Source organism: Kitasatospora sp. NPDC005751 (genome assembly GCF_040630835.1).
In the GTDB taxonomy this organism is placed as follows: domain Bacteria; phylum Actinomycetota; class Actinomycetes; order Streptomycetales; family Streptomycetaceae; genus Kitasatospora.
Map to the genome: position 1 here is coordinate 146,824 of NZ_JBEXYC010000010.1, position 23,432 is coordinate 170,255.

The following is a 23,432-nucleotide window of genomic DNA, read 5'->3' on the forward strand; positions in this document are numbered from 1 at the left end:
CACGCGCGAGAGGAGCCCACGGTGCCGGAGCAGTCGCCGCGTCCGACGCTGGAGTCGGTCGCCGAACGGGCCGGGGTCTCCCGGGCCACGGCGTCGCGGGTGGTGAACGGCGGGGAGGGCGTCCGCGAGGCCCTGCGGGAGAAGGTCCGACGGGCCGTCGACGAGCTCGGCTACGTCCCGAACCCGGCCGCCCGGACGCTGGTCACCCGGCACAACCGGGCGGTCGCCGTGGTGGTGGCCGAGCCCGGCAGCCGGCTCTTCTCCGACCCGTTCTTCGCCCAGCAGCTGCGCGGCATCGGCCGCGAGCTGTCGGCCGCCGACCACCAGATGGTCCTGATGATGGTCGAGGACCAGCACGACTACGAGCGGGTCGGCCGCTACCTGGCCGGCGGGCACGTGGACGGTGCGCTGCTGTTCTCGCTGCACCAGCCGGACCCGCTGCCCGACATGGCGCGCAAGGTCGGGCTGCCCTTCGTGGTGGGCGGCCGGCCGGGCTGGCCGGGCGCCGATTCCGACCACGACCTGGTCTACGTGGACAGCGACAACCGGGGCGGCGCCCGACTGGCGGTCGGCCACCTGCGGGCCCTGGGGCGCACGGCCATCGCCACCGTCACCGGCCCGCTCGACCAGACCTCCTCGATGGACCGGCTGGACGGCTACCGGGACGTGCTGCCCGACGGCGACCCGGCGCTGATCGCCGAGGGGGACTTCACCCCCGACGGCGGCGGCCGGGCGATGGCCGAACTGCTGGCCCGCCGACCCGACCTGGACGCGGTGTTCGCGGCCTCCGACGCGATGGCCTCGGGCGCGCTGCGGGTGCTGCGCGAGGCCGGCCGCCGGGTGCCGGAGGACGTCGCCGTGGTGGGCTTCGACGACGTCGAGTCGATCGCGGCCTGGACGGAGCCGCCGCTGACGACGGTGCGCCAGGACATCGAGGAGATGGGCCGCTTGATGGCCGGGCTGCTGCTGCGCCGGCTCGCCGGTGCCGGTGCCGGTGCCGGTGCGCGGCCCGGGGCGGCCGGCGGAGCGGCGGGCGGCCTCCCGTCGGGTCTGCGCCCCGGGGGCCCCACCTCCGTGATCACCCCCACCCGGCTGGTCCTGCGCGCCTCGGCCTGACCGGCCTCGGCCGGACGGGCTGGACCCGACCGGCGGGCACCTGACCGGCCGGGGCCTGGGCGGTCGGGCGCTTCGCCGTCCCGCCGGAGTAACCCTTTCCACCCCCGCGTTCAAGGCCTGAACGCCGGTCGACGATATCCCGGAGATTACGTTCGGGTTTCGGCCTCTTGACCATCGCGCCGCCCGCACGGCACTCTCCTCTCAACGCACTGAGAGCGCTCTCAAGAGCGCTCTCAGAACCCGTTCGACGCACCGCCCCGCGCCCCTCGTCCGCGCACCCCCACACCCCCGCTCGCCCCGCGCCGCCCGAACCGCACCCCACCCGCCCCCGCCAGGGAGTCCTCATGCGCCGCTCCGCCGCCGTGCTCGCCAGTACCGCCCTCGCCGCCACCCTCCTGCTCACCGCCTGCGGCACCTCCGCCGGATCGGCCGACGCCGCCGACGGCAAAGTGACCATCACCGTCGACCTCTTCGGCACCTTCGGCTTCAAGGAGAGCGGCCTCTACGAGGAGTACATGAAGCTGCACCCCAACGTCACGGTCAAGCAGACCGACACCCAGGACGAGGGCCAGTACTGGCAGGCTCTGCAGACCAAGCTCGCGGGCGGCGGCGGACTGGCCGACATCCAGGGGCTGGAGGTCGGCCGGGTGGCGAGCGTGCTGCAGAAGCAGGCCGACAAGTTCACCGACCTGAAGACCCTCGGGCTCGGCTCGGTCAACGACGAACTGGTGCCCTGGAAGGGCGCCGCGGTGAAGACCGCCGACGGCCGGGTCCTCGGGGCCGGTACCGACATCGGCCCGGAGGCGATCTGCTACCGCACCGACCTGTTCAAGGCGGCCGGCCTGCCCACCGACCGCACCGAGCTGGCCCAGCGCTGGTCGACCTGGCAGGGCTACCTGGACCTCGGCAAGCAGTACGTGGCCACGGCCGGCGCCGGCAACACCTGGACGGACAGTGCGGCCGGGCTCTTCACCGCCGAGGTCGGCCAGCAGAAGGTGCGCTACGCCGACGAGAGCGGCAAGCCGGTCTTCGACAGCAGCCAGGCCGTGCGGACCGCCTGGGCCGACGCCGGCCGGCTGGTCGCGGACGGGCTGAGCGCGAAGCTCCCGCAGTGGACCCCGGAGTGGAACAAGGCCTTCAGCACCGGGAAGTTCGCCACCCTGAGCTGCCCCGCCTGGATGCTCGGCTACATCAAGGGCCAGGCGGGCGAGGCCGGTTCGGGCAGCTGGGACGTCGCCCCCGGCCCCGGCCGGACGGGCAACTGGGGCGGCTCCTACCTCGCCGTGCCCAGGACGGCCAAGCACCCCAAGGAGGCCGCCGCGCTGATCGCCTGGCTGACCGCCAAGGAGCAGCAGACCACCCTCTTCACGAAGCAGGGCTCCTTCCCGTCGTCCACCGGCGCGCAGGCCGCCATCAAGGACGTGACCGACCCGTACTTCAACAACGCGCCGATCGGCCGGATCTTCAGCGAGTCGGCGGCCGCCATGCCGGCCCAGGTGCTCGGCGTGGACGACGGCGTGATCGGCAAGGCCTTCACCGACGCCCTGGGCGAGGTCGAGCGGACCGGCACCGCCCCGGACACGGCCTGGAAGCACGCGATGGACAACATCGCCAAGGCCAACGGAAACTGACGGGGTATCGGCAGAACACCACGATGGCCATCACCTCCGCCGCCCGCCTGCCCGCGGCCGACCCGGCGAAGCCCCGGGCCCGCCGGGCCGGCCGGCTCGCGCCCTACGGCTTCCTCGCCCCGTTCTTCGTCCTGTTCGCCGCCTTCGGGCTCTTCCCGCTGCTCTACACCGCCTACGTCTCGCTCCACCGGGTCGAGTTGCAGACCACCGACCGGATGGACTGGGTCGGCGCGCAGAACTACACCCGCCTGCTGGCGGACCCGTTCTTCTGGAACGCGCTGCGCAACACCTTCACCATCGGGGTGCTCTCCACCGTGCCCCAGCTGCTGATGGCACTGGGCCTGGCCCACCTGCTCAACTACCGGCTGCGCGGCCGGTCCTTCTACCGGGTCGCGATGCTGCTGCCGTACGCGACCTCGGTGGCGGCCGCCACGCTGGTCTTCGCCCAGCTCTTCGGGCGGGACTACGGCCTGATCAACTGGGTGCTGGGCCAGGCCGGCCTGAGCCCGGTGGACTGGCAGGCGGGCACCTGGGCCTCGCAGTTCGGCGTCTCCGCGATCGTCACCTGGCGGTGGACGGGGTACAACGCGCTGATCTACCTGGCCGGCATGCAGGCGATCCCCGGCGAGCTCTACGAGTCGGCGGCGGTCGACGGGGCCTCCCGGTGGCAGCAGTTCCGCCACGTCACCGTCCCCGGCCTGCGCCCCACCATCGTCTTCACCGTGGTGGTGTCGACCATCGGCGCCACCCAGCTGTTCGGCGAACCGCTGCTCTACGAGGGAAACGCCGGCGGCGGGATCTCCCACCAGTACCAGACCCTCGGCCTCTACCTCTACGAGCAGGGCTGGAGCTTCTTCCACCTCGGGCGCGCGGCCGCGGTGGCCTGGGTGATGTTCCTGCTGATCGTCGTCCTCGCCCTGCTGAACGCGGCGATCGCCGCCCGGCGCAACCGTACGGACCGGTGACCCGCATGCGACCGAACCCGCGCTCCCCGCTGCACGGCGGCCCGCTCGTCCACGTGGTGCTGATCACCGCCACCCTGGCGTTCGCCTTCCCCTTCTACTGGACGCTGGTGGCCGCCAGCCGCTCCAACGCCGAACTCAGCTCGGCCTCACCGGCACTGACCCCCGGACCGAACCTGCTGCACAACATCGGCGCGGCGCTGGAGCAGGCGGCGATCGGCGACGCGCTGCTGAACTCGCTGATCGTCGCGGCCACCGTCACGGCCGGGGTGGTGCTCTCCTCGACGCTGGCCGGCTTCGCCTTCGCCAAACTGCGCTTCCGCGGCCGCGGCCTGCTGCTGGCGGTCACCGTCGCCACCATGATGATCCCGCCGCAGCTCGGCGTGATCCCGCTGTTCATGGTGATCGTCCGGCTCGACCTGCAGAACACCCTGCCGTCGGTGATCCTGCCCTCGCTGGTCTCGGCCTTCGGGGTGTTCTTCATGCGGCAGTACCTGGTCCAGGCGCTGCCGGACGAACTGGTCGAGGCCGGCCGCGTCGACGGCGCCTCGCTGCTGCGGATCTTCCGTTCGATCGTGCTCCCGGCCGCCCGCCCGGGCATGGCGGTGCTGGGCATGCTGACCTTCATGGCCACCTGGAACGACTTCTTCTGGCCGGTCGTCGCCCTCAGCTCGCAGAACCCCACCGTGCAGGTCGCGTTGAAGTCCCTGGGGCAGGGGTACGTTCCCGACCAGTCGATCGTCATGGCCGGCACCCTGATCGGCACGCTCCCCGTCCTGCTGGTCTTCGGCGTCCTCGGCCGGCAGATCGTCGGCGGCATCATGCAGGGCGCCGTCAAGGGCTGACCCCGACCCACACCACCGGAAGGTGACATGACCGACCACGCCCGACCCCTCGTGTTCCCCGCCGACTTCCTCTGGGGCGCGGCCACCGCCGCCTACCAGATCGAGGGCGCCGCCGGGGAGGACGGCCGCACCCCGTCCATCTGGGACACCTTCAGCCGGACGCCCGGCAAGGTCCGCAACGGCGACACCGGTGACATCGCGACCGACCACTACCACCGGTTCCGCGAGGACATCGCGCTGATGGCCGAACTCGGCCTGCCCGCCTACCGCTTCTCGATCGCCTGGCCGCGCGTCCAGCCCGGCGGCAGCGGCCCGGTCAACAAGGCCGGGCTCGACTTCTACGACCGGCTGGTCGACGGGCTGCTGGAGCACGGCATCACCCCGGTGGCCACGCTCTACCACTGGGACCTGCCGCAGGAGCTGGAGACCCCGGCCGGTGGCGGCCCCGCCGCGGGCGGCGGCTGGACCGACCGGTCGACCGCCCGGCGCTTCGCCGAGTACGCGGCCCTGGCCGCCGCCCGGCTGGGCGACCGCGTCGACTCCTGGACCACCCTGAACGAGCCGTGGTGCAGCGCCTTCCTCGGCTACGGCAGCGGCGTCCACGCCCCCGGCCGCACCGACCCGGCCGCCGCCCTCACCGCCCACCACCACCTGCTGCTCGCCCACGGCCTCGCCGTCGGCGCGCTGCGCGCCGAACTCCCGGCCACGGCCCGGGTCTCGCTCACCCTCAACCTGGCGGCCGTGCGCCCGCACCGCGACGACCCGGCCGACCGCGAGGCCGCCCGGCGGATCGACGGGCTGGCCAACCGGATCTTCCTCGACCCGGTGTTCCACGGCCGCTACCCGGCCGACGTGCTCGCCGACACCGCCGGCGTCACCGACTGGTCCTTCGTCCGCGACGGCGACCTCGCCGAGATCTCCCGCCCCCTCGACGCGCTCGGCATCAACTACTACACCCCGACGGTGGTCGCCGCCGACGACCCGGCCGACCCGGCCCCGCGCCAGGACGGCCACGGCGGCGAGCGCTCCCCGTGGCCCGCCGACCACGGCATCCGCTTCCTGCCGGCCGAGGGCGAGCGCACCGCGATGGGGTGGCCGGTCGACGCCGAGGGCCTGTACGAGCTGCTCACCCGGCTCCGCGACGAGCTGCCCGGCCTGCCCCTGCTGATCACCGAGAACGGCGCCGCCTACGACGACTACGGCGACCCCTCGGGCGCGGTGCGCGACCCCGAGCGGATCGCCTACCTGCGGTCCCACCTGGCCGCCGTCCACCGCGCGATCGCCGCCGGCGCGCCCGTGCGCGGCTACTTCCTCTGGTCCCTGCTGGACAACTTCGAGTGGGCGTACGGCTACGGCAAGCGGTTCGGCATCGTCCACGTGGACTTCCCCTCCCAGCGCCGCACGCCCAAGGACAGCGCCCGCTGGTACGCGGAGGTGGTCCGCACCGGCGAGCTCCGCGCGGCCGGCCCGCCGGCCTGAGCCCCGCCCGCCGTCCTGGGTCCGCGCCGTGACCCGGCGCCGGTGACCCCGGCGCCGGCGCGCCGGGAATGCGGTCCCGGACGGTGGTGGTTGCCGCTGAGGTGACTACTGCCGCGCCTGCGATCCGCCTCTCGGTGCTCGACCGTTCCCGGACGAGACGGGGGGAGGAGCCCGCGCGGGCGCTGCGGGACACGGTGGCGTTCGCCCGGCACGCCGAGCGGCTCGGCTACCACCGGTTCTGGGTGTCGGAGCACCACGGCGTCCCCGGCGTGGCCGGGTCGGCGCCCACCGTGCTCGCCGCGGCGGTGGCCTCGGCCACCGACCGGATCCGGGTCGGCACGGGCGGCGTGATGCTCCCCAACCACCAGCCGCTGGTCGTGGCCGAGCAGTTCGGGGTGCTCGCCGCGCTCTTCCCCGGCCGGATCGACATGGGGCTGGGCCGCTCGGTCGCCTTCACCGACGGCGTCCGGCGGGCGCTCGGCCGGGACAAGGACGCCGCGGACCGCTTCGGCGAGCAACTGGCCGAGCTGCTCGGCTACTTCGACGGGTCGGGGCGCACCCACCGGGACGTCCACGCCCGCCCCGCCGAGGGCCTGGACGTCCCGGCCTTCGTCCTGGCCACCGGCGCGGGCGCGGACATCGCCGCCGAGGCCGGGCTGCCGCTGGTCATCGGGGCCGTCCGCGGCGAGGACCGGATGCTCGCCGCGATCGACCGCTACCGCGCCCGGTTCCGCCCCTCCGCACAGGCGGCCCGGCCGTACGTGGTGGTCTCCGGCACGGTGGCGGTCGCCGGAACGGCCGAAGAGGCCGAGCGGCTGCTGGTCGCCGAGGCCTGGGCGAGCGCCCACGCCCGGACCCACGGCGAGTTCCCGCCGCTGGCCCCCGCCGAGGAGGTGCTCGGCCGGGAGATGGGCCCGCGCGAGCGTGCGGCCTACCAGCAGTCGCTGCGCGGCCACATCGCCGGGACCCCGCCGCAGGCCGCCGCCGAGCTCGCCGCGCTGGTGGCCCGCACCGGGGCCGACGAGTTCCTCGTCACCACCAGCACGTACGACCGCGCGGCGCTGTTCGACTCCTACCGCCTGCTCGCCGAGGCGGTCCGCCCGCGCTGACCGGCGCTCCGCCGGGGAGGCGGCCTCACCCCGGACCGGTCAGTGCTGGACGGTGACGGCCTCGACCCGGCTGAAGTCGGCGGCGGCCAGGTCCTCGTCGCGGATGACGTAGTAGAGCGGGCACCCGGTGAACTCCGGGCGGCCCGCCGCGAGCAGGATGCGCTCCGGACCGCGGCCGCGCGGCGGCACCACGTACTGGTCCGTCTCCGGATCGGGGCCGAGCAGCACCATCCAGGCACCGTGCCGCGGCGCGACGTCCAGGGCGGCGGACGGCAGCGCGGTCAGCCGGTCCACCGCCTCCTCCGGGAGGTCGACCGGGGGATCGTCGTGGAACCGCACGGCCTGCGCCAGCATGGCCTTGCCGGCGGCGTACAGCGGCGCGGGCGGCCCGGTGAACTCCCACGGCGGGGCGCCCCAGCCCGCCTCGGGATCGGCGAACGCCGGATCGGACGCCACGTCGTAGGGCGCGGTGCCGTCGGCGGTGGCGTCCGGGAAGTGCAGCACGGTGACGGCGTCCCGGCCGCCGAAGCCGTCGTGGCCGGGGAAGAAGAAGTAGAGCAGGCCGCGGGGCGGCAGCAGGTGGTTGGCGTCCGCCGGCGCGACCTCCGCCAGGTCGATCTGGGCGACGAAGCAGTCCGGCAGCGCGTCCGGCCCCGGCTCCGCCCCCGGCCAGACGAAGCCGGGCGGCACGGCCGGTACGCCGCCGCACCGGGAGAACGGCTCCGGCCCCCGGTGGCCGGCGGGGCGCGGGCCCAGGGCGATGCCGTGCTCGGCCAGCCCCATCAGCTCACCCTCCCAGGGTCCGAGGCCGGCGTCGCCGATCAGCCGTCGAAGCGTCCGGCCGTCGTCGGCGGTCACAGGATTGGGGCGCGTCATGGCGCCACTCTAGAAGCAGCCGCCGACAGCCGGGGTCGGGGCCCGGCCCCGACTCCGGGGGCCGGGTCGGCCCAGGCCGGCGGGGTGGCCGACAATGGCAGCGTGAACGACATGGACTACCAGCTGCTCCTCCAGGAGGCGATGGAGGCGGCCCGGCGGGCGCCCGCCCGGGGGCGGGTCGCCGACTACATCCCGGCCCTCGCCCAGGCCGACCCGACGGCCTTCGGGATGGCCATCGCCACCGTGGACGGCGCGGTGTTCGGGGCCGGGGACTGGGAGCACCCGTTCTCGATCCAGTCGGTGTCGAAGCTGTTCACCCTGGCCCTGGCGCTGGCGGACGGCGGCGACGAGCTGTGGCGCGGGGTCGGCCGCGAGCCGTCCGGCAACCCGTTCAACTCGCTGGTCCAGCTGGAGTCCGAGAACGGCATCCCGCGCAACCCCTTCATCAACGCCGGCGCGCTGGTCGTCACCGACCGGCTGCTGAAGCTGACCGGCGACGCCGTCGGCGCGGTCCGGGACTTCCTGCGCGTGGAGTCCGGCAACCCGGCCGTCGCGGTGGACGACTCGGTGGCGTCCTCCGAGGCCCAGCACGGCCACCGCAACGCCGCGATGGCACACTTCATGGCCAGCTACGGCAACCTGCGCAACCCGGTCGACAGCGTGCTCGCGCACTACTACGCGCACTGCGCGATCGAGGCGAGCTGCCGGGACCTCGCGCTGGCCGGGCTCTTCCTCGCCCGGCACGGGACCCGCGCCGACGGCTCGCGGCTGCTGTCGCGCAGCGAGGCCAAGCGGATCAATGCGGTGCTGCTCACCTGCGGCACCTACGACGCGGCAGGGGAGTTCGCCTACCGGGTGGGGCTGCCGGGCAAGAGCGGGGTCGGCGGCGGTGTGCTGGCGGTGCTGCCGGGCCGGGGCACGGTCTGCGTCTGGGGCCCGGGTCTGGACGCGGCCGGGAACTCGGTGCTGGGGGTCGCGGCCCTGGACGCGCTGACGACGGCCACGGGCTGGTCCGTCTTCTGACGCCGGGCACGCCGGGCGCGCCGGATCCGGTCGCACCGCCGGATCCCGCCGTGGCGCCGGATCCGTTCGCGTCGGCGGCCGGAGTGAACGATCGGCCCCCGGGAGCGCCCGGTCCTGTGGTACTGATCGACGGGTACCGGTCACCGGGGGAGCGGCCGCCCGCTCGCCCGCCCAGCAGGGAGGAAGCCCCAGCATGGCGCCGCGCACCACCTCGCCCTCCCCGCCGCCCGCCCACGGCGCGCCTGACGGCCCGCCCGCGAACGCCCCGATCTGCCCCGGCGGTTCGTCGCCGCGGCCGTGGGACGAGGTGGTCGCCCTGGCGAGCGACCTGATCAGGTTCGACACCACCAACACCGCGGACGCGGGCGGGGTGGGCACCGAACGCCCGGCGGCCGAGTACGTGGCGGCCAAGCTGGCCGAGGTCGGCTACGACGTCACCTACGTCGAGGCCGGCGCCCCGGGCCGGGGCAACGTCGTCGTCCGGCTGCCCGGGGCGGACCGGGAGCGCGGCGCCCTGCTGATCCACGGCCACCTGGACGTCGTCCCGGCGGACCCGGCCGAATGGCGCGTGCACCCGTTCTCGGGGGAGGTCGCCGACGGCTACCTGTGGGGCCGTGGCGCGGTCGACATGAAGGGCATGGTGGCCATGATGCTGGCCGTGGCCCGCGGTCACCGGCGCGACGGCGTCCTGCCGCCGCGCGACCTGGTCTTCGCCTTCGTCTCCGACGAGGAGGCGGGCGGCTTCCAGGGCGCCCGGTGGCTGGTCGACCACCGGCCGGAACTCTTCGAGGGCGTGACCGAGGCGGTCGGCGAGGTCGGCGGATTCTCCGTCAGCTTCGGTGACGCCACCCGGGCCTACCTGATCGGGACGGCGGAGAAGGGGGCGGTCTGGCTGCGCCTCAAGGCGCGGGGCACGGCCGGCCACGCCTCGCTGCTGCACGACGACAACCCGATCGCCAGGCTCGCCGCCGCCGTCACCCGGCTGGAGTCGCACCGGTTCCCCGTCGTCCTCACCCCCGCGGTGCGCGAACTGCTCGAAGGGGCCGCGGAGATCACCGGGGTGCCGTTCGACGAGAGCGACCCCGAGGCGGCGCTGGCCCGGTTCGGGCACGCGGCCCGGCTGATCGGGGCCAGCCTGCGCGACACCGCCAACACCACCCGCTTCGATGCCGGCCACAAGGCCAACGTGGTGCCCTCCACCGCCCACGCGGAAATCGACGCGCGGGTGATCCCGGGCCGGGAGGAGGCTTTCCGGGCCGAGGTCGCCGCGCTCCTGGGGCCCGGCATCGAGCAGGAGTGGAACAGCCTGCCGGCCGTCGAGACCGCCTTCGAGGGCCAACTGGTCGACGCCATGGCGCTGTCGCTGGCGGCCGAGGACCCGGGCTCCCGGGTGCTGCCCTACATGCTGTCCGCCGCCACCGACGCCAAGTCGTTCCAGCGCCTGGGCATCCGCACCTTCGGCTTCGCCCCGCTCCGGCTGCCCCCGGGACTGGACTTCGCCGCGCTGTTCCACGGGGTCGACGAACGGGTCCCGGTGGAGGCCCTAGAGTTCGGCACGCGCGTCCTGGACCGCTTCCTGCGCCACTGCTGACGCCGGGCGCCCGGGCGGTCCCTCAGGCCGGCGGCGCGGCGGCGAGCCGCTCGGTCAGCGCCGTCAGGGCCGGTCCGAGCGGGAGGTCGACCAGGATGTCGGCGCGGTCGTCGCCGCGCGTCGGGCCCTGGTTCACGATCGCGACGGGCTTCCCGGCCCGGGCGGCGTGCCGCACGAAGCGCAGACCGGACATGACCGCCAGCGACGAGCCGAGGACGAGCAGCCCGCGCGCCCCGTCGACCAGGTCGAAACAGTGCCGGACGCGCGGCGTGGGCACGCTCTCGCCGAAGAAGACCACATCGGGCTTGAGGATCCCGCCGCACGCCCCGCAGGCCACCACCCGGAAGGACGCCACCAGGGCGTCGGGCAGCTCGACGTCCCCGTCGGCGTTGCGCAGGGCGCCGTCCTCCGGGAAGGCGCCGTTCAGGGCGCGCAGGCGCCGGTCGAGGTCCTCCCGCGCGCTGCCCCGCCCGCAGCCGAGGCAGACCACCCGGTCGAGCCCGCCGTGCAGTTCCACCGCGTCCACGGTGCCGGCCGCCCGGTGCAGGCCGTCCACGTTCTGGGTGATCACCGCCGACACCAGGCCGCGGCGGCGCAGCTCCTCGACGGCCAGGTGCCCGGCGTTGGGGCGGGCCCCGGCGATCGAGCGCCACCCGGCGTGGCTGCGCGCCCAGTAGCGGCGCCGGGCCTCGGGACTCCCGACGAACTCCTGGTAGGTCATCGGCGTCCGGCGGCGCAGGCTACCGGTGGGGCCCCGGTAGTCGGGGATGCCCGACTCGGTGGACAGCCCCGCGCCGGTCAGCACCGCCACGCTCCGGCCGGCCAGTAGCCGGGCGACCTCGCCCAGGGTGTCGTCCGTCGGGTCGGCCGCGCCGACCGCCGGCGGCTCGGGCAGCGGATCCAGGGGCATGCCCACAGCCTAGCGACGCGGCCGGGGCGGTGCGGGGGGACACCACCGCACCGCCCCGGCCGGCCGGGTCAGTGTCCGGGGGTGGGGACGGCCGCCACGTCGGCGCGCAGCGCCGGCAGGTCCGCGTACATCGTGCCGCCGGGGCAGTCGGTGGCCAGCCAGTCGCGGTGGCCGCTGATCATCTCGACCGGCTTGGTCACGCCGTTGACCGGGTTCACGAAGGTGACGTGCGCCTGGGGGTCCAGGTTGTGCGCGCGGGTCAGCACGGCGAGCAGCGCGGCCAGCGACGCGCGGGCGGGGGCGGTCGGCGCCTGGCTGCTGAGGGTGCCCAGCAGGGCGATGCCGATGTTGCCCGAGTTGAAGCCGGCGGTGTGGAAGGCCGTCACGGCGTTCCCGGCCGCGTCGTGCGCAGGGATGCCGTCGTCGCCCGACCAGCGGCCCTCGTAGATCCGTCCGGCCTCGTCGATCAGGAAGTGGTAGCCGATGTCGCCCCAGTCGTTGGTGATCGCGTGGTACTCGTAGATCGCCCGCACGGTGGCCGCCGGGTCCGGGTCGGCGTTGGCGGTGTCCGTGTGGTGCACCGTCAGGGTCTGCAGCGGGTAGTACTTCGCGGGGGAGTTCTCCACGCCGTTCTTGAAGCGCTTGGACTCGTCGGCGCCCCAGGCCGCGCGGGAGAGGTACTCGACCCCGCAGAAGGTGACGGGCGTCGTCGGGGCGAGCGAGACCGTGCGGGCCGGGCCGTGCACGGTGTCGATGGCGGCGGAGCGGACGTTGGCGGCCCCGTCGGGCAGGCGCAGGTCGTAGCCGGGCGCGCCGTCGGCGGCGATCAGCGCGGTGGCGGTCCCGACCGTGCGGTCGGCGCCGTCCGGGCCGCCCGCGCAGCCGGCGGGCAGCGGCTGCCACGCCCCGCGGGTCGCGTCGTCGCGGTGCAGCCGGATGGCGGCGCCGCGGGCGGGGCCGTCCCAGCTGACGCCGACGTAGCGGATCGGGAAGTCCGCCCGCACGGTGGTGGCCTCGCGGCCCACCGCGGACAGCGCCCGGGTCTCGGGGACGCGGGCCGTCCGGGCAGCGAGCGGCTGGGCCCCACCCGCGCCGGTGCCCGCGGCGTTGCCGGCGCCGGTGCCGCTGCCGGCGGCGGCCGACGCGGCGGGGGTGACGGCGAGCGCGGCGGCGGTGGCACCGATCGCCGTGACGAGGGTGCGCCGGGTGACGGCGGGCTTCGGGTGGGGCATGGGCGGTCCTGTCTCGGGCGTGTGCGGGAACGGAGGGCCCGAGGATCGGCCCCGGATGCAGCGCCCCCCGCTGACAGAAGTTCAGTCAATGCCGAATGTACACAATTGACCGTGTCCATCCTGACGATCGGGGGTGATCTTTGCCCGAAAGTGCACGTCGGACCGGGGATCGGCGGCCGGGGGCAGCCGCGCCGACCGCCGATCCCCGGCCCGTTCCCCGTGCCGTCGAGGCGGCCCCGGCCCGCTCGACCGCGGCGTCGAACCGACCTGTCATGAGGTCCCCTCCGACGGGCCGCACGGGTGACGTCCCGTCACCGTCACGGCCGGGAAGGCGCGATGACGCCGGACGCGGCCTTGCATAGACTCGGTCGCCATTCGTCCGGGCGAGTCCAGGAGAGTCAGCGCATGACCAACCCGTCCCCCAGTTCCGCCGTCGGCACCTCGGCCACGCCCCTGCTGGACGACACCATCGGCGCGAGCCTCGACCGCGCGGTCCGCGCCTTTCCCGGCCGGGAGGCCCTGGTCGACCTGCCGTCCGGCCGTCGGTGGACGTACCGGGAGCTGGCCGAGGAGGTGGACCGGGTTGCGCTGGGGCTGCTGACGCTCGGCGTCGGCCGGGGCGACCGGGTCGGGATCTGGGCGCCGAACTGCGCGGAGTGGGTGTTCACCCAGTACGCCACCGCGCGGATCGGCGCCGTCCTGGTGACCGTCAACCCCGGCTACCGGGCGCACGAACTGGAGTACGTCCTACGGCAGTCGGGCATCCGCACGATCGTGGCCGCGGCCGCCTTCAAGACCTCCGACTACGCGGCCATGCTGGCCGAGACCGCCCCGCGCTGCCCCGCGCTGAAGGACGTCCTGCTGATCGGCTCGCCGGCCTGGAGCGACCTGCTCGCCCGGGCCGAGCACGCCGACCGCGGCCCGCTGCACGCCGCCGCCGCGGCGCTGGGCCCGGACGACCCGATCAACATCCAGTACACCTCGGGCACCACGGGCTTCCCGAAGGGCGCGACCCTGTCGCACCGCAACATCCTCAACAACGGCTTCTTCGTGGGCGAGTTGTGCGGTTACTCGGAACACGACCGGATCTGCGTACCGGTGCCGTTCTACCACTGCTTCGGGATGGTGATGGGAAACCTCGCGGCGCTCTCGCACGGCGCCTGCGTGGTGATCCCGGCCGCCGGGTTCGAGCCCGCGACCACCCTGCGCGCGGTGGCCGCCGAGCGCTGCACCTCGCTCTACGGCGTCCCGACCATGTTCATCGCCGAACTCAACGACCCGTCCTTCGCCGAGCACGACCTCTCCAGCCTGCGCACCGGGATCATGGCCGGGTCGCCGTGCCCCACCGAGGTGATGAAGCAGGTCGTCGAGCGGATGGGCATGCGCGACGTGTCGATCTGCTACGGCATGACCGAGACCTCCCCGGTGTCCGTCCAGACCCGGACGGAGGACCCGCTGGAGCGCCGGGTCTCCACCGTCGGACGGGTCGGCCCGCACCTCGAGGTGAAGGTCGTCGACCCGCGGACCGGCCGCACCGTGCCCCGCGGCACCCCCGGCGAACTGTGCACCCGCGGCTACTCGGTGATGATCGGCTACTGGGAGCAGCCCGACCGGACCGCCGAAGTCCTGGACGCCGACGGCTGGATGCACAGCGGCGACCTCGCGGTGATGGACGAGGAGGGCTACCTCACCATCACCGGGCGGATCAAGGACATGGTCATCCGCGGCGGCGAGAACATCTACCCGCGGGAGGTCGAGGAGTTCCTGCACACCCACCCGGACGTCCTGGACGCCCAGGTCATCGGCGTCCCCGACGCCACGTACGGGGAGGAGCTGATGGCCTGGATCCGGCTGCGCCCCGGCGCCCCCGAGCTGACCGCCGAGGGGCTGCGCGCCTTCTGCGCCGGCCGGATCGCGCACTACAAGATCCCGCGCTACGTGCACCTCGTCGACGAGTTCCCGATGACCGTCACCGGAAAGATCCGGAAGGTCGAGATGCGCGAGCAGGCCGTCGTCCTGCTGAACCTCGCCGCGGCGGCCGCCGAGGGGCACGCCTGACGGACCCTCGGCCCGGATCGGACGGATGTCCGCCACAGGGGTGTGGAGCGGCGCGTCCGGGGCAGCCGGGGTGCGAGGACGCGCCGCCCGGGACGGTCCGGGCGGCACCGAGCGGAAGGAATCCGGCATGAGCGACACGAGCGACATCGACATCTGGGCGTTCCGGTCGACCTCCGGCCACGTCGCCGACGGCGATCTGGTCGGCTTTCACGTGGAGGCGACCGACGGGCCGATCGGCAAGGTCGACCGGCACTCGCCGGAGGCCGGCTCGCAGTACCTCGTCGTCGACACCGGCCCGTGGATCTTCGGCCGCCAGGTCCTGCTGCCGGCGGGCACGGTGCTGCGCGTCGAGCAGGACGAGAAGAAGGTCTACGTCGACCGGACGAAGGACGAGATCAAGAACGGCCCGACGTTCGAGCCGATCGGGTACGACGAGGACATCGCCTACCTGGAGACCTTCGGCGCCTACTACGGCCCGTACTACGGCGGGCGGTACTGAGCGCTCCACCGCGCCGCACGCCCACCCGTCGCCATCCCGGACGAACCGCACGACACGTCTCGGTACCACCCGACACCACCCGACAACACTCCGAAGGGACGGAGTCAGCGCCATGACGAACATCGCACGTCTGCCCGGGGCCCTCGACCACCGGTGGGACTGGCAGCGGCACGGTGCCTGCCGGTCCGCCGACAGCGGTCTCTTCTTCCACCCGGTCGGCGAACGCGGCGAGGCCCACGACTCGCGTGAGAGCGCCGCGAAGGAGGTCTGTGCCGGCTGCCCCGTACGGCGCGAGTGCCTGCGCTACGCCCTGGAGGCGCACGAGCGGTACGGGGTCTGGGGCGGCCTCGGCGAGGGCGATCGCCTGCGCCTGCGGCGTCAGGCCCGGAAGGTGCGCCGGTAGGCGCCCGGCGGCACGCCGATCGCGGAGTGCAGGTGCTGGCGCAGGGACGCGCCGGTGCCGAAGCCCACCCGCTCGGCGATCCGGTTGACCGGTAGGTCGCTGCTCTCCAGCAGGTGCCTGGCCAGGTCGACGCGCTGCTGGGTGAGCCACTGGCCCGGGCTCAGTCCGACCTCGGCCCGGAAGCGCCGGGTGAAGGTGCGCCGGCTCATGCCCGCGTGGCCGGCGAGGTCGGTCAGCTGGAGCGGCTCGTGCAGCCGGTCGAGGGCCCACGCCCGGGTGGCGGACGTCCCGGCGTCCGTGCTCTCCGGGACGGGCCGTTGCACGTACTGGGCCTGGCCTCCCTCGCGCTGCGGCGGGACGACGCAGCACCGGGCGACCAGATTGGCGACGGCGCTGCCGTGGTCGGAGCGGATCAGGTGCAGGATCAGGTCGATGCCGGCCGCGGCGCCGGCCGAGGTGAGGATCCGCCCGGTGTCGACGAACAGGACGTCGGGGGCGAGGTCGACCTCCGGGTAGAACCGCCGGAACCGGTCGGCGTGCCGCCAGTGGGTGGCGGCGGCCCGGCCGTCGAGCAGACCGGCCGCGGCGAGCACGAAGGTGGCGATGCAGATCCCGGCGATCCGTGCGTCGGGGCGCAGCAGCGCCAGTGCCTCGGCGACGCGCGGCGGCAGGGAGTCCCGGTCGACGATGCCGGCGAACTCCTCGGAGGCCGGGATCACCAGCGTGTCGGCGCCGGCGAGCGCGCTGCGGTCGTGTTCGACGCTGATGGAGAAGTCGGCGGAGGTACGGACGGGCCGGCCGTCGAGCGAGCAGGTGACCACCTCGTAGAGGGGCCGGCCCTCGGTGTCCGTGGCGGCTCCGAAGAGCCGGGAGGCGAGGCTCAGCTCGAACGGGATGACTCCGTCCAGGGCCAGGACGACGATGCGGTGCATGGCCCGATTCTTGCACAGCATGACCTTCGGGCCGCTATCCGCGCTGGTCGGGGCCGGAGCATCCTGGATGCATGAGCACCATGAAAGCCATCACCCAGTACACCTACGGCGGCAGTGACGTCCTGCGCGAGGTCGAGACCGAGCGCCCGGAGCCCGGTCCGTCGGAGGTCCTCGTCCGCGTCCGGGCCGCGGGCATGAACCCCACCGACTGGAAGCACCGCCAGAACCCCGGTTTCCTCGACCGCCTCCCGCTGGTCCTCGGCTGGGACGTCTCCGGCGTCGTCGAGGCGGTCGGCCCGGGCGTGACGATCCACCGCCCCGGCGACGAGGTCTTCGGGATGCTGCCCTACCCCTACGGCGTCGGCGCGTTCGCCGAGTACGCGGTGGCCCCGGCCCGCGCGCTGGTCCGCAAGCCGGCCGGGGTCGACCACGTCCAGGCGGGCGCGATCCCGCTGGCGGCGCTGACCGCCTGGCAGGTGCTGGTCGACGCGGCGGGCGTCCGGCCCGGCGAGCGCGTCCTGATCCATGCGGCGGCGGGCGGCGTCGGCCACCTCGCCGTGCAGATCGCCAAGACCCGCGGCGCGTACGTGATCGGCACGGCCAGCGCCCCCAAGCACGCGCTGCTGCGCGAACTGGGCGCCGACGAGCTGATCGACTACCGCACGGAGGACTTCACCCGGATCGCCCCGGTCGACCTCGTCCTGGACACCATCGGCGGCGACACCGCGATCCGCTCGCTGGACACCCTGAAGCCGGGCGGCCGGATGATCAGCATCGCGCTCGGAGCGCTGCCCGCCGACCTCGCCGAGCAGGCCGCGGCCCGGGGCGTCGAGGCCGTCCCGCTGCTGGTCGAGGCCGACCAGGCCGGTATGCGGGCGATCGCCGGGCTGGTCGAGGCGGGTGAGCTGCGGGCCGTCGTGGAGGCCGTCTTCCCGCTCGCCGACGCCGCCAAGGGGCACGACCTGGGTGACACCGGCCGGGTCACCGGGAAGGTCGTGCTGACCGTCGGCGAGTAGCGCCCGTACGCACCGCCGGCCGTACGCACCGCCGCCCGGCCCGGCCCGCCCCGACACTCGGGGCGGGCCGGGCGGGCGGCATCGCGCCGCCTCGCCGCCGGTGAGGCGCCCCTGTGAGAGGCTCGCCCCATGGAACAGCGTGTACTCGGCCGCACCGGCCGACCCGTCTCCGTCGTGGGGCTCGGTACCTGGCAGCTCGGCGCGGACTGGGGTGACGTCCGCGAGGAGGACGCGCTCGACGTCCTGGACACCTCCGTCGAGGCCGGCGTCACCCTCTTCGACACCGCCGACGTCTACGGCGACGGCCGCAGCGAGCAGCTGATCGGCCGCTACCTGAAGGGCCGCCCGGACGCCGGGGTCTTCGTCGCCACCAAGTTCGGCCGCCGGGCCGAGCAGCGCCCGGAGCACTACAACTTCGCCAACTTCCGTTCCTGGTCCGACCGTTCCCGCTCCAACCTGGGTGTGGACCGGCTCGACCTGGTGCAGCTGCACTGCCCGCCGACGCCGGTCTACTCCGACGACGAGGTGTACGACGCCCTGGACACCCTGGTCGCCGAGGAGCGGATCGCCGCCTACGGCGTCAGCGTGGAGACCTGCGCGCAGGCCCTGACCGCGATCGCCCGGCCCGGTGTCGCCAGCGTCCAGATCATCCTGAACGCCTTCCGGCTGAAGCCGCTGGAGCTGGTCCTGCCCGCCGCCGCGGCCGCCGGGGTGGGCATCCTGGCCCGCGTGCCGCTCGCCTCGGGGCTGCTCTCCGGCCGCTACACCGCGCGGACCGCGTTCGCCGCGGACGACCACCGCACCTACAACCGGCACGGCGAGGCCTTCGACCAGGGGGAGACCTTCTCCGGCGTCGACTTCGCGACCGGCGTCGAGGCGGCGGCGGAGTTCGCCGCACTCGCGCCCGGGGAGGCGACCCCGGCGCAGACCGCACTGCGCTGGATCATCCAGCAGCCGGGCGTCACGACGGTGATCCCCGGTGCGCGCAACCCCGAGCAGGCCCGGGCGAACGCCGCCGCGGCCGACCTCCCGCCGCTGCCCGGGGCGACCCTCGCCGCCGTCCGGGACCTCTACGACCGCCGGATCCGCGCCCAGGTCCACGAGCGCTGGTGACCTCCCGCGCAGGGGTGTGCCACCCGACCGGGCGGCACACGCCTGCGCGGGAGCCGCGCCTCAGCGGGCCTCCAGGCCCTCCAGCATCGCTGGCAGCTCCCGGCTGTGCACGACCCCGAGGCTCTTCGTCGCGCGGGTGAGGGCGACATAGAGGTCGTTCCCGCCGCGGGAGTGCGCCGCGAGGATCTCGTCGGGCTCCACGACGAGGACGGCGTCGAACTCCAGCCCCTTGGACTGCGCCGCCGTGATCAGGACGACCGGCGAGTCCAGCGACGCCGGGCCGTCGGCACGCGCCACACCGGCCAGCCCGGCCAGCTCGTCGACCAGCTCGACCGGGAAGCCGGGGGCGTGCAGGATCGCCATCCGGCGGCCGTCCAGCTCCGCGATCTCCCGCTCGACGACGGTGCGCAGGGCCGCGCCCCGGTTCTCCTCGGGGATCCGCAGGCTCCACGGAACGGTCCCGCCGCCGCGTACCGCGGTCGGCGCGGTGAGCGCCGGGTCGACCGCCCGCAGGACGCCCTCGGTGACCCGCATGATCTCGGCCGGGGTCCGGTAGTTGATGGTGAGTTCCACCGTGCGCCAGCGCCCGGCGGTGTACTCGTCGAGCGCCTCGCCCCAGGAGTTCAGCCCGGCCGGGGCGCCGGTCTGGGCGAGGTCGCCCACGATCGTCATGGACCGGCCGGGGCAGCGGCGGGTCAGCAGCCGCCAGGCCATCGGGGAGAGCTCCTGCGCCTCGTCCACGATGATGTGCCCGAAGCCCCAGGTCCGGTCCTCGGCCGCGCGCTCGGAGAGCGGCCGGAACTCGCCCTCGCCCTGGTACTGGCGCGTCAGCAGCTCCGCGTCGATCTCGGCCAGCCCCGCGCCGAAGTCCTCCAGGACGACCTTGGCGAACTCCAGCCGCTCGGCCTCGGCGGCGGCGTCGGCCCGGCGGGTGACGGCGCTGCCCGGCAGCGGGCCGAGGAGTTCGGCGGCCTCGTCGAGCAGCGGCACGTCGTCGGTGGTCCAGGGAGCGGCCGACTCGTCCGGACCGGGCCGCTCGCGCAGCAGGGCGGCGCGCTCGGCCTCGGAGAAGTCCGGCATGGCGTCCGCGAGCAGTTGCGGGGAGGCGAACAGCGCGGTGAGCAGTTGCTCCGGACCGAGCAGCGGCCACAGCTTCTCGGCCAGGGCCTGGAAGTCGCGCTCGACGACGAGCGCGTCGGCGAGGTCCACCACGTCGTCCAGCGCCATCTCACCGCCCCGGTCCCTGGCGATCCGCAGGGCCAGCTCGGAGGAGAGCCGCTCCACCAGGGCGGCCCGGGCCGCGTTGTGGGGCTCGCCGGTCCGGTGCGCGGCGGCGTGCGCCCGCTCGCAGAGCGCCCGGCCGATCACGAGCTCCTCCTGGTGCGGCGAGCTGCGGCCGACGGTGATGGTCCAGGGCTCCTCCTCCTCCGGGAGCTGCCGCAGGCCCTCCAGCGCGGTGGCGAGCACCCGCGCCATCCGGGCGTCGCCCTTCACGGCGGCGGCCTCCGGCGTCTCGGTGTCCGTCCCGGTCACGCCCGGGTAGAGGGCGCCGATGCTGCTCAGCACGACCTCGCTCTCGCCGAGCGCGGGGAGCACCTGGTCGATGTAGCGCAGGAACGTCCTGTTCGGCCCGATGACCAGCACACCGCGCTTGGCCAGGCGGTCGCGGTGGGTGTAGAGGAGGTACGCGGCGCGGTGCAGGGCGACCACGGTCTTGCCTGTGCCCGGGCCGCCCTGGACGACCAGCACGCCGCTCAGCTCGGAGCGGATCACCCGGTCCTGCTCGGCCTGGATGGTCGAGACGATGTCCCCCATCCGGCCGGTCCGGGCCGCGGTCAGCGAGGCGAGCAGGGCGCTCTCCCCGCTGAGGCCGGAGCCGTCCCGGCCCTCCAGGGCGCCCATGGCGAAGGCGTCGTCGTCGAAGTCGACGACGGTCCGCCCCTTGGTCCGCAGGTGCCGTCGCCCCGTCACCCCGCCGGGCGCGGCCGGCGTCGCGCGGTAGAACGGCTCCGCGGCCGACGCCCGCCAGTCGGTGAGCAGCGGCTCGTGGTCGTCGTCCGCGAGGGCGATCCGGCCGATGTACTGCCGCTCGCCGTCGGCGGTGTCGAGCCGGCCGAAGCAGAGCCCGTACTCCGCGGCGTACAGCTCCGCCAGCCGGCGGGTGTGGTGGAGCTCCATGGTGTCGCGCTCCAGGCGGGACTGGAGCGTGCCGCCCTGCTCCTGGCGGTGGACCGCGCGCAGCCGGGCCGTCGCGAGTTCGCGCCGGCTCTCCAGGCGGTCGTAGAGCCGGCCGACGTAGGCGTTCTCCGCCCGCAGCTCCCGGGCCCGCCAGTCGTCGGAGGGCAGGGCGGCGCGGCCCGCCCCGGTCCCGGCTCCGGCATCGACACCGGCGGGACGTTCGGACGAGGACGACGACGTGGGGACCATGGCCAGCTCCATTGACTCAGGGGTCCTCGACCGACCGGGCGACCGAGGGTGGCGGTGCGAGGACCGCCGTGTGCGACACGGGAAGGCCCGGGGCCGGGGCCTGCGCTCGGCCGGCGGCCCGGGACGGGGACACTCAGGATAATGATCTTGGGAAACGGCGGACCCGGAAGCCGGTGCCGCCGAGCGCCGCGGGGGCGCGAATCCGGGCCGCTGCGCCTCCATATCCGCAGGTCCCGGCCTCGGCGGACAATTCTGCGGTACGACGGGGGCCTTGCCGCAAGCCCCCCGGTGCGCTATACGTTGGGAGTGGAAAGGAGTGGGTCGACCTCCTTCCCGTTCATCGTCCGCAGTGGTCGGACACCCCCGTACGAAGCGCGGTGAGCCCGCGTCCGCCCGTGCCGTCCGTTGCCGCCGCGCCGGTGCCGCGCCCGTTCGGACGGGTCGGCCGGGGGCATGCCGGAGTCCCCGGAGCCTCTCACACTCCGCGGCGCGGGTGGGCGGCCCCGGCCTGCCGCCGGGCACCGCGGGTGGCCCCGGGATGCCGCCGGTGCGGCGGAGCCCGGTACCAGAGGCCTCCGCGCCCCGCCCATAGGTTGGCTCTATGAGGTCATAGCTCCGGACCCCCTACAGCAGTGCAGACTGCAGAGGTTTGCTACGAACGTCCGTCTGCCGCTCGCCCGTCCGGAGGAACGCCCGCCATGTCCCGCCCGATCCGCATCGCGATCGTCGGAGCCGGCCCCGCCGGCATCTACGCCGCAGACGCCCTGCTCAAGTCCGACGCCGCCCAGGCCCCGGGCGTCTCCATCGACCTGTTCGAGCGGATGCCCGCGCCGTTCGGCCTGATCCGCTACGGCGTCGCCCCCGACCACCCCCGGATCAAGGGCATCGTCACCGCGCTGCACCAGGTCCTGGAGAAGCCCGGCATACGCCTGTTCGGCAACGTCGACTACCCGAACGACCTCACCCTGGACGACCTGCACCGCTTCTACGACGCGGCGGTCTTCGCCACCGGTGCGACGGCCGACCGGGCACTCGACATCCCCGGCGTCGGCCTGGACGGCTCCTACGGCGCCGCCGACTTCGTCTCCTGGTACGACGGGCACCCCGACGTCCCCCGGACGTGGCCGCTGGAGGCCCGCAAGGTCGCCGTGCTCGGCGCGGGCAACGTGGCGCTCGACGTGGCCCGCATCCTCGCCAAGACCGCCGACGAACTGCTCTCCACCGAGATCCCGCCGAACGTCCACGCCGGCCTGACGGCCAACCAGGCGCTGGAGGTGCACGTCTTCGGCCGACGCGGCCCGGCCCAGGCCAAGTTCAGCCCCATGGAGCTGCGGGAGCTCGACCACTCCCCGACCATCGAGGTCGTCGTGGACCCCGAGGACATCGAGTACGACGACGGCTCGATCGCCGAGCGCCGCGCCAGCAAGCACGCCGACATGGTCGCCTCCACCCTCGAGAACTGGGCCATCCGTGATGTCGGCGACCGCCCGCACCGCGTCCACCTGCACTTCTTCGAGTCGCCCGTCGAGGTGATCGGCGAGGACGGCCGGGTGAGCGGCCTGCGCACCGAGCGCACCGAACTCGACGGCACCGGCAACGTCCGGGGCACCGGCCGGTTCACCGACTGGGACGTCCAGGCCGTCTACCGCGCCATCGGCTACTACTCCGACGAGCTGCCGAAGGTGCCCTTCGACCCGATCAGCGGCACCGTCCCCAACGAGGCCGGCCGCGTCCTGACCGCCGACGGCTCCCACCTCACCGCCACCTACGTGACCGGCTGGATCAAGCGCGGCCCCGTCGGTCTGATCGGCCACACCAAGGGCGACGCCAACGAGACCGTCGCCTGCCTGCTGGCCGACCACGCCGCCGGCCGCCTCCCCGGCGCCGTCGCGCCCGAGCCCGACGCGGTGGTGGCCCACCTGCGCGGCCAGGGCGTCCGCTTCACCACCTGGGACGGCTGGAAGGAACTTGACGCGCACGAGCGCGCCCTCGGCGCGGCCGAGGGCCGCGACCGCGTCAAGGTCGTCGACCGCGAGGAGATGCTCCGCCAGAGCGGCGCCTGACGCCCCGCCCGGGGCCGGCATGCCGGGGGTGCCGGCCCCGGCGCACATGTTCCTGGCCCCGGCGGACCGCCGGACTCGACGGCGGCGGGACCGCGGGCGGGTGCGGCGCCGCGCAAGCGTCGGCCTTCGGACCGGGCGGCGGGACCC

19 protein-coding genes are annotated in these 23,432 nt (G+C 74.5%); 14 read left to right on the forward strand and 5 right to left on the reverse strand.

Annotated features, from left to right (window positions below; translation table 11 throughout):
* Nucleotides 1-21: 21 nt before the first annotated feature.
* The 6 genes from ABZ497_RS13230 to ABZ497_RS13255 all read left to right on the forward strand — a co-directional run bounded on the left by ABZ497_RS13230 (nucleotide 22) and on the right by ABZ497_RS13255 (nucleotide 7,142).
* Nucleotides 22-1,116 (forward strand): LacI family DNA-binding transcriptional regulator, encoded by a 1,095-nt coding sequence (locus ABZ497_RS13230; RefSeq protein WP_359804807.1) that lies wholly within the window; start codon nucleotides 22-24, stop codon nucleotides 1,114-1,116.
* A 344-nt stretch (nucleotides 1,117-1,460) separates the two neighbouring features.
* Complete coding sequence (locus tag ABZ497_RS13235) at nucleotides 1,461-2,747, forward strand: extracellular solute-binding protein (RefSeq protein WP_359804809.1); 1,287 nt, start codon at nucleotides 1,461-1,463, stop codon at nucleotides 2,745-2,747.
* Nucleotides 2,748-2,770: 23 nt separating this feature from the next.
* Nucleotides 2,771-3,712: a sugar ABC transporter permease gene (locus ABZ497_RS13240; protein WP_359804811.1), complete on the forward strand. Its 942-nt coding sequence runs from the start codon at nucleotides 2,771-2,773 to the stop codon at nucleotides 3,710-3,712.
* A gap of 5 nt (nucleotides 3,713-3,717) precedes the next feature.
* Nucleotides 3,718-4,554 (forward strand): carbohydrate ABC transporter permease, encoded by an 837-nt coding sequence (locus ABZ497_RS13245; RefSeq protein ID WP_359804813.1) that lies wholly within the window; start codon nucleotides 3,718-3,720, stop codon nucleotides 4,552-4,554.
* A 27-nt stretch (nucleotides 4,555-4,581) separates the two neighbouring features.
* The gene (locus ABZ497_RS13250; protein ID WP_359804815.1) at nucleotides 4,582-6,033 is read left to right on the forward strand and encodes a GH1 family beta-glucosidase; all 1,452 of its coding nucleotides are present in this window, start codon (nucleotides 4,582-4,584) and stop codon (nucleotides 6,031-6,033) included.
* A 101-nt stretch (nucleotides 6,034-6,134) separates the two neighbouring features.
* Nucleotides 6,135-7,142, forward strand: a complete 1,008-nt coding sequence (locus tag ABZ497_RS13255; RefSeq protein WP_329491468.1) for an LLM class flavin-dependent oxidoreductase — start codon at nucleotides 6,135-6,137, stop codon at nucleotides 7,140-7,142.
* 39 nt (nucleotides 7,143-7,181) lie between these two features.
* Here ABZ497_RS13255 and ABZ497_RS13260 read toward each other — a convergent pair whose 3' ends face one another.
* Nucleotides 7,182-8,018: a DUF1963 domain-containing protein gene (locus ABZ497_RS13260; protein ID WP_359804817.1), complete on the reverse strand. Its 837-nt coding sequence runs from the start codon at nucleotides 8,016-8,018 to the stop codon at nucleotides 7,182-7,184.
* A gap of 111 nt (nucleotides 8,019-8,129) precedes the next feature.
* Here ABZ497_RS13260 and ABZ497_RS13265 point away from each other — a divergent pair, with 111 nt between their 5' ends.
* Nucleotides 8,130-9,041 (forward strand): glutaminase, encoded by a 912-nt coding sequence (locus tag ABZ497_RS13265; RefSeq protein ID WP_359804889.1) that lies wholly within the window; start codon nucleotides 8,130-8,132, stop codon nucleotides 9,039-9,041.
* 193 nt (nucleotides 9,042-9,234) lie between these two features.
* Nucleotides 9,235-10,632 carry a M20/M25/M40 family metallo-hydrolase gene (locus ABZ497_RS13270; RefSeq protein ID WP_359804819.1) on the forward strand — a complete coding sequence of 466 codons (1,398 nt, stop codon included), beginning with the start codon at nucleotides 9,235-9,237 and terminating at the stop codon, nucleotides 10,630-10,632.
* Between the two features lie 22 nt (nucleotides 10,633-10,654).
* On the opposite strand, the gene ABZ497_RS13275 is transcribed toward ABZ497_RS13270, so the two are convergent.
* Nucleotides 10,655-11,542, reverse strand: coding sequence for an NAD-dependent protein deacetylase (locus ABZ497_RS13275; protein WP_359804821.1), 888 nt, complete (start codon nucleotides 11,540-11,542; stop codon nucleotides 10,655-10,657).
* 68 nt (nucleotides 11,543-11,610) lie between these two features.
* On the reverse strand, nucleotides 11,611-12,774 hold the full coding sequence (locus tag ABZ497_RS13280; protein WP_359804823.1) for an N-acetylmuramoyl-L-alanine amidase: 1,164 nt from the start codon (nucleotides 12,772-12,774) through the stop codon (nucleotides 11,611-11,613).
* Between the two features lie 405 nt (nucleotides 12,775-13,179).
* Here ABZ497_RS13280 and ABZ497_RS13285 point away from each other — a divergent pair, with 405 nt between their 5' ends.
* The 3 genes from ABZ497_RS13285 (at nucleotide 13,180) to ABZ497_RS13295 (ending at nucleotide 15,734) form a co-directional block, all read left to right on the forward strand.
* The gene (locus tag ABZ497_RS13285) at nucleotides 13,180-14,832 is read left to right on the forward strand and encodes an AMP-binding protein (RefSeq protein ID WP_359804825.1); all 1,653 of its coding nucleotides are present in this window, start codon (nucleotides 13,180-13,182) and stop codon (nucleotides 14,830-14,832) included.
* Between the two features lie 127 nt (nucleotides 14,833-14,959).
* The gene (locus ABZ497_RS13290; protein ID WP_329491474.1) at nucleotides 14,960-15,331 is read left to right on the forward strand and encodes a PRC-barrel domain containing protein; all 372 of its coding nucleotides are present in this window, start codon (nucleotides 14,960-14,962) and stop codon (nucleotides 15,329-15,331) included.
* Nucleotides 15,332-15,443: 112 nt separating this feature from the next.
* Nucleotides 15,444-15,734, forward strand: coding sequence for a WhiB family transcriptional regulator (locus ABZ497_RS13295; protein WP_359804827.1), 291 nt, complete (start codon nucleotides 15,444-15,446; stop codon nucleotides 15,732-15,734).
* Here ABZ497_RS13295 and ABZ497_RS13300 read toward each other — a convergent pair.
* Nucleotides 15,710-16,666, reverse strand: a complete 957-nt coding sequence (locus ABZ497_RS13300) for a helix-turn-helix domain-containing protein (RefSeq protein WP_329491476.1) — start codon at nucleotides 16,664-16,666, stop codon at nucleotides 15,710-15,712. The two genes, ABZ497_RS13295 and ABZ497_RS13300, sit on opposite strands and share 25 nt — an antisense overlap.
* A gap of 80 nt (nucleotides 16,667-16,746) precedes the next feature.
* Here ABZ497_RS13300 and ABZ497_RS13305 point away from each other — a divergent pair, with 80 nt between their 5' ends.
* Nucleotides 16,747-17,682, forward strand: coding sequence for an NADP-dependent oxidoreductase (locus ABZ497_RS13305; RefSeq protein WP_359804891.1), 936 nt, complete (start codon nucleotides 16,747-16,749; stop codon nucleotides 17,680-17,682).
* A gap of 129 nt (nucleotides 17,683-17,811) precedes the next feature.
* Nucleotides 17,812-18,795, forward strand: coding sequence for an aldo/keto reductase (locus ABZ497_RS13310; protein ID WP_359804829.1), 984 nt, complete (start codon nucleotides 17,812-17,814; stop codon nucleotides 18,793-18,795).
* Between the two features lie 60 nt (nucleotides 18,796-18,855).
* Here ABZ497_RS13310 and ABZ497_RS13315 read toward each other — a convergent pair whose 3' ends face one another.
* On the reverse strand, nucleotides 18,856-21,222 hold the full coding sequence (locus tag ABZ497_RS13315) for an ATP-binding domain-containing protein (protein ID WP_359804831.1): 2,367 nt from the start codon (nucleotides 21,220-21,222) through the stop codon (nucleotides 18,856-18,858).
* A 698-nt stretch (nucleotides 21,223-21,920) separates the two neighbouring features.
* Here ABZ497_RS13315 and ABZ497_RS13320 point away from each other — a divergent pair.
* On the forward strand, nucleotides 21,921-23,285 hold the full coding sequence (locus tag ABZ497_RS13320) for an FAD-dependent oxidoreductase (RefSeq protein WP_359804833.1): 1,365 nt from the start codon (nucleotides 21,921-21,923) through the stop codon (nucleotides 23,283-23,285).
* Nucleotides 23,286-23,432 lie beyond the last annotated feature (147 nt).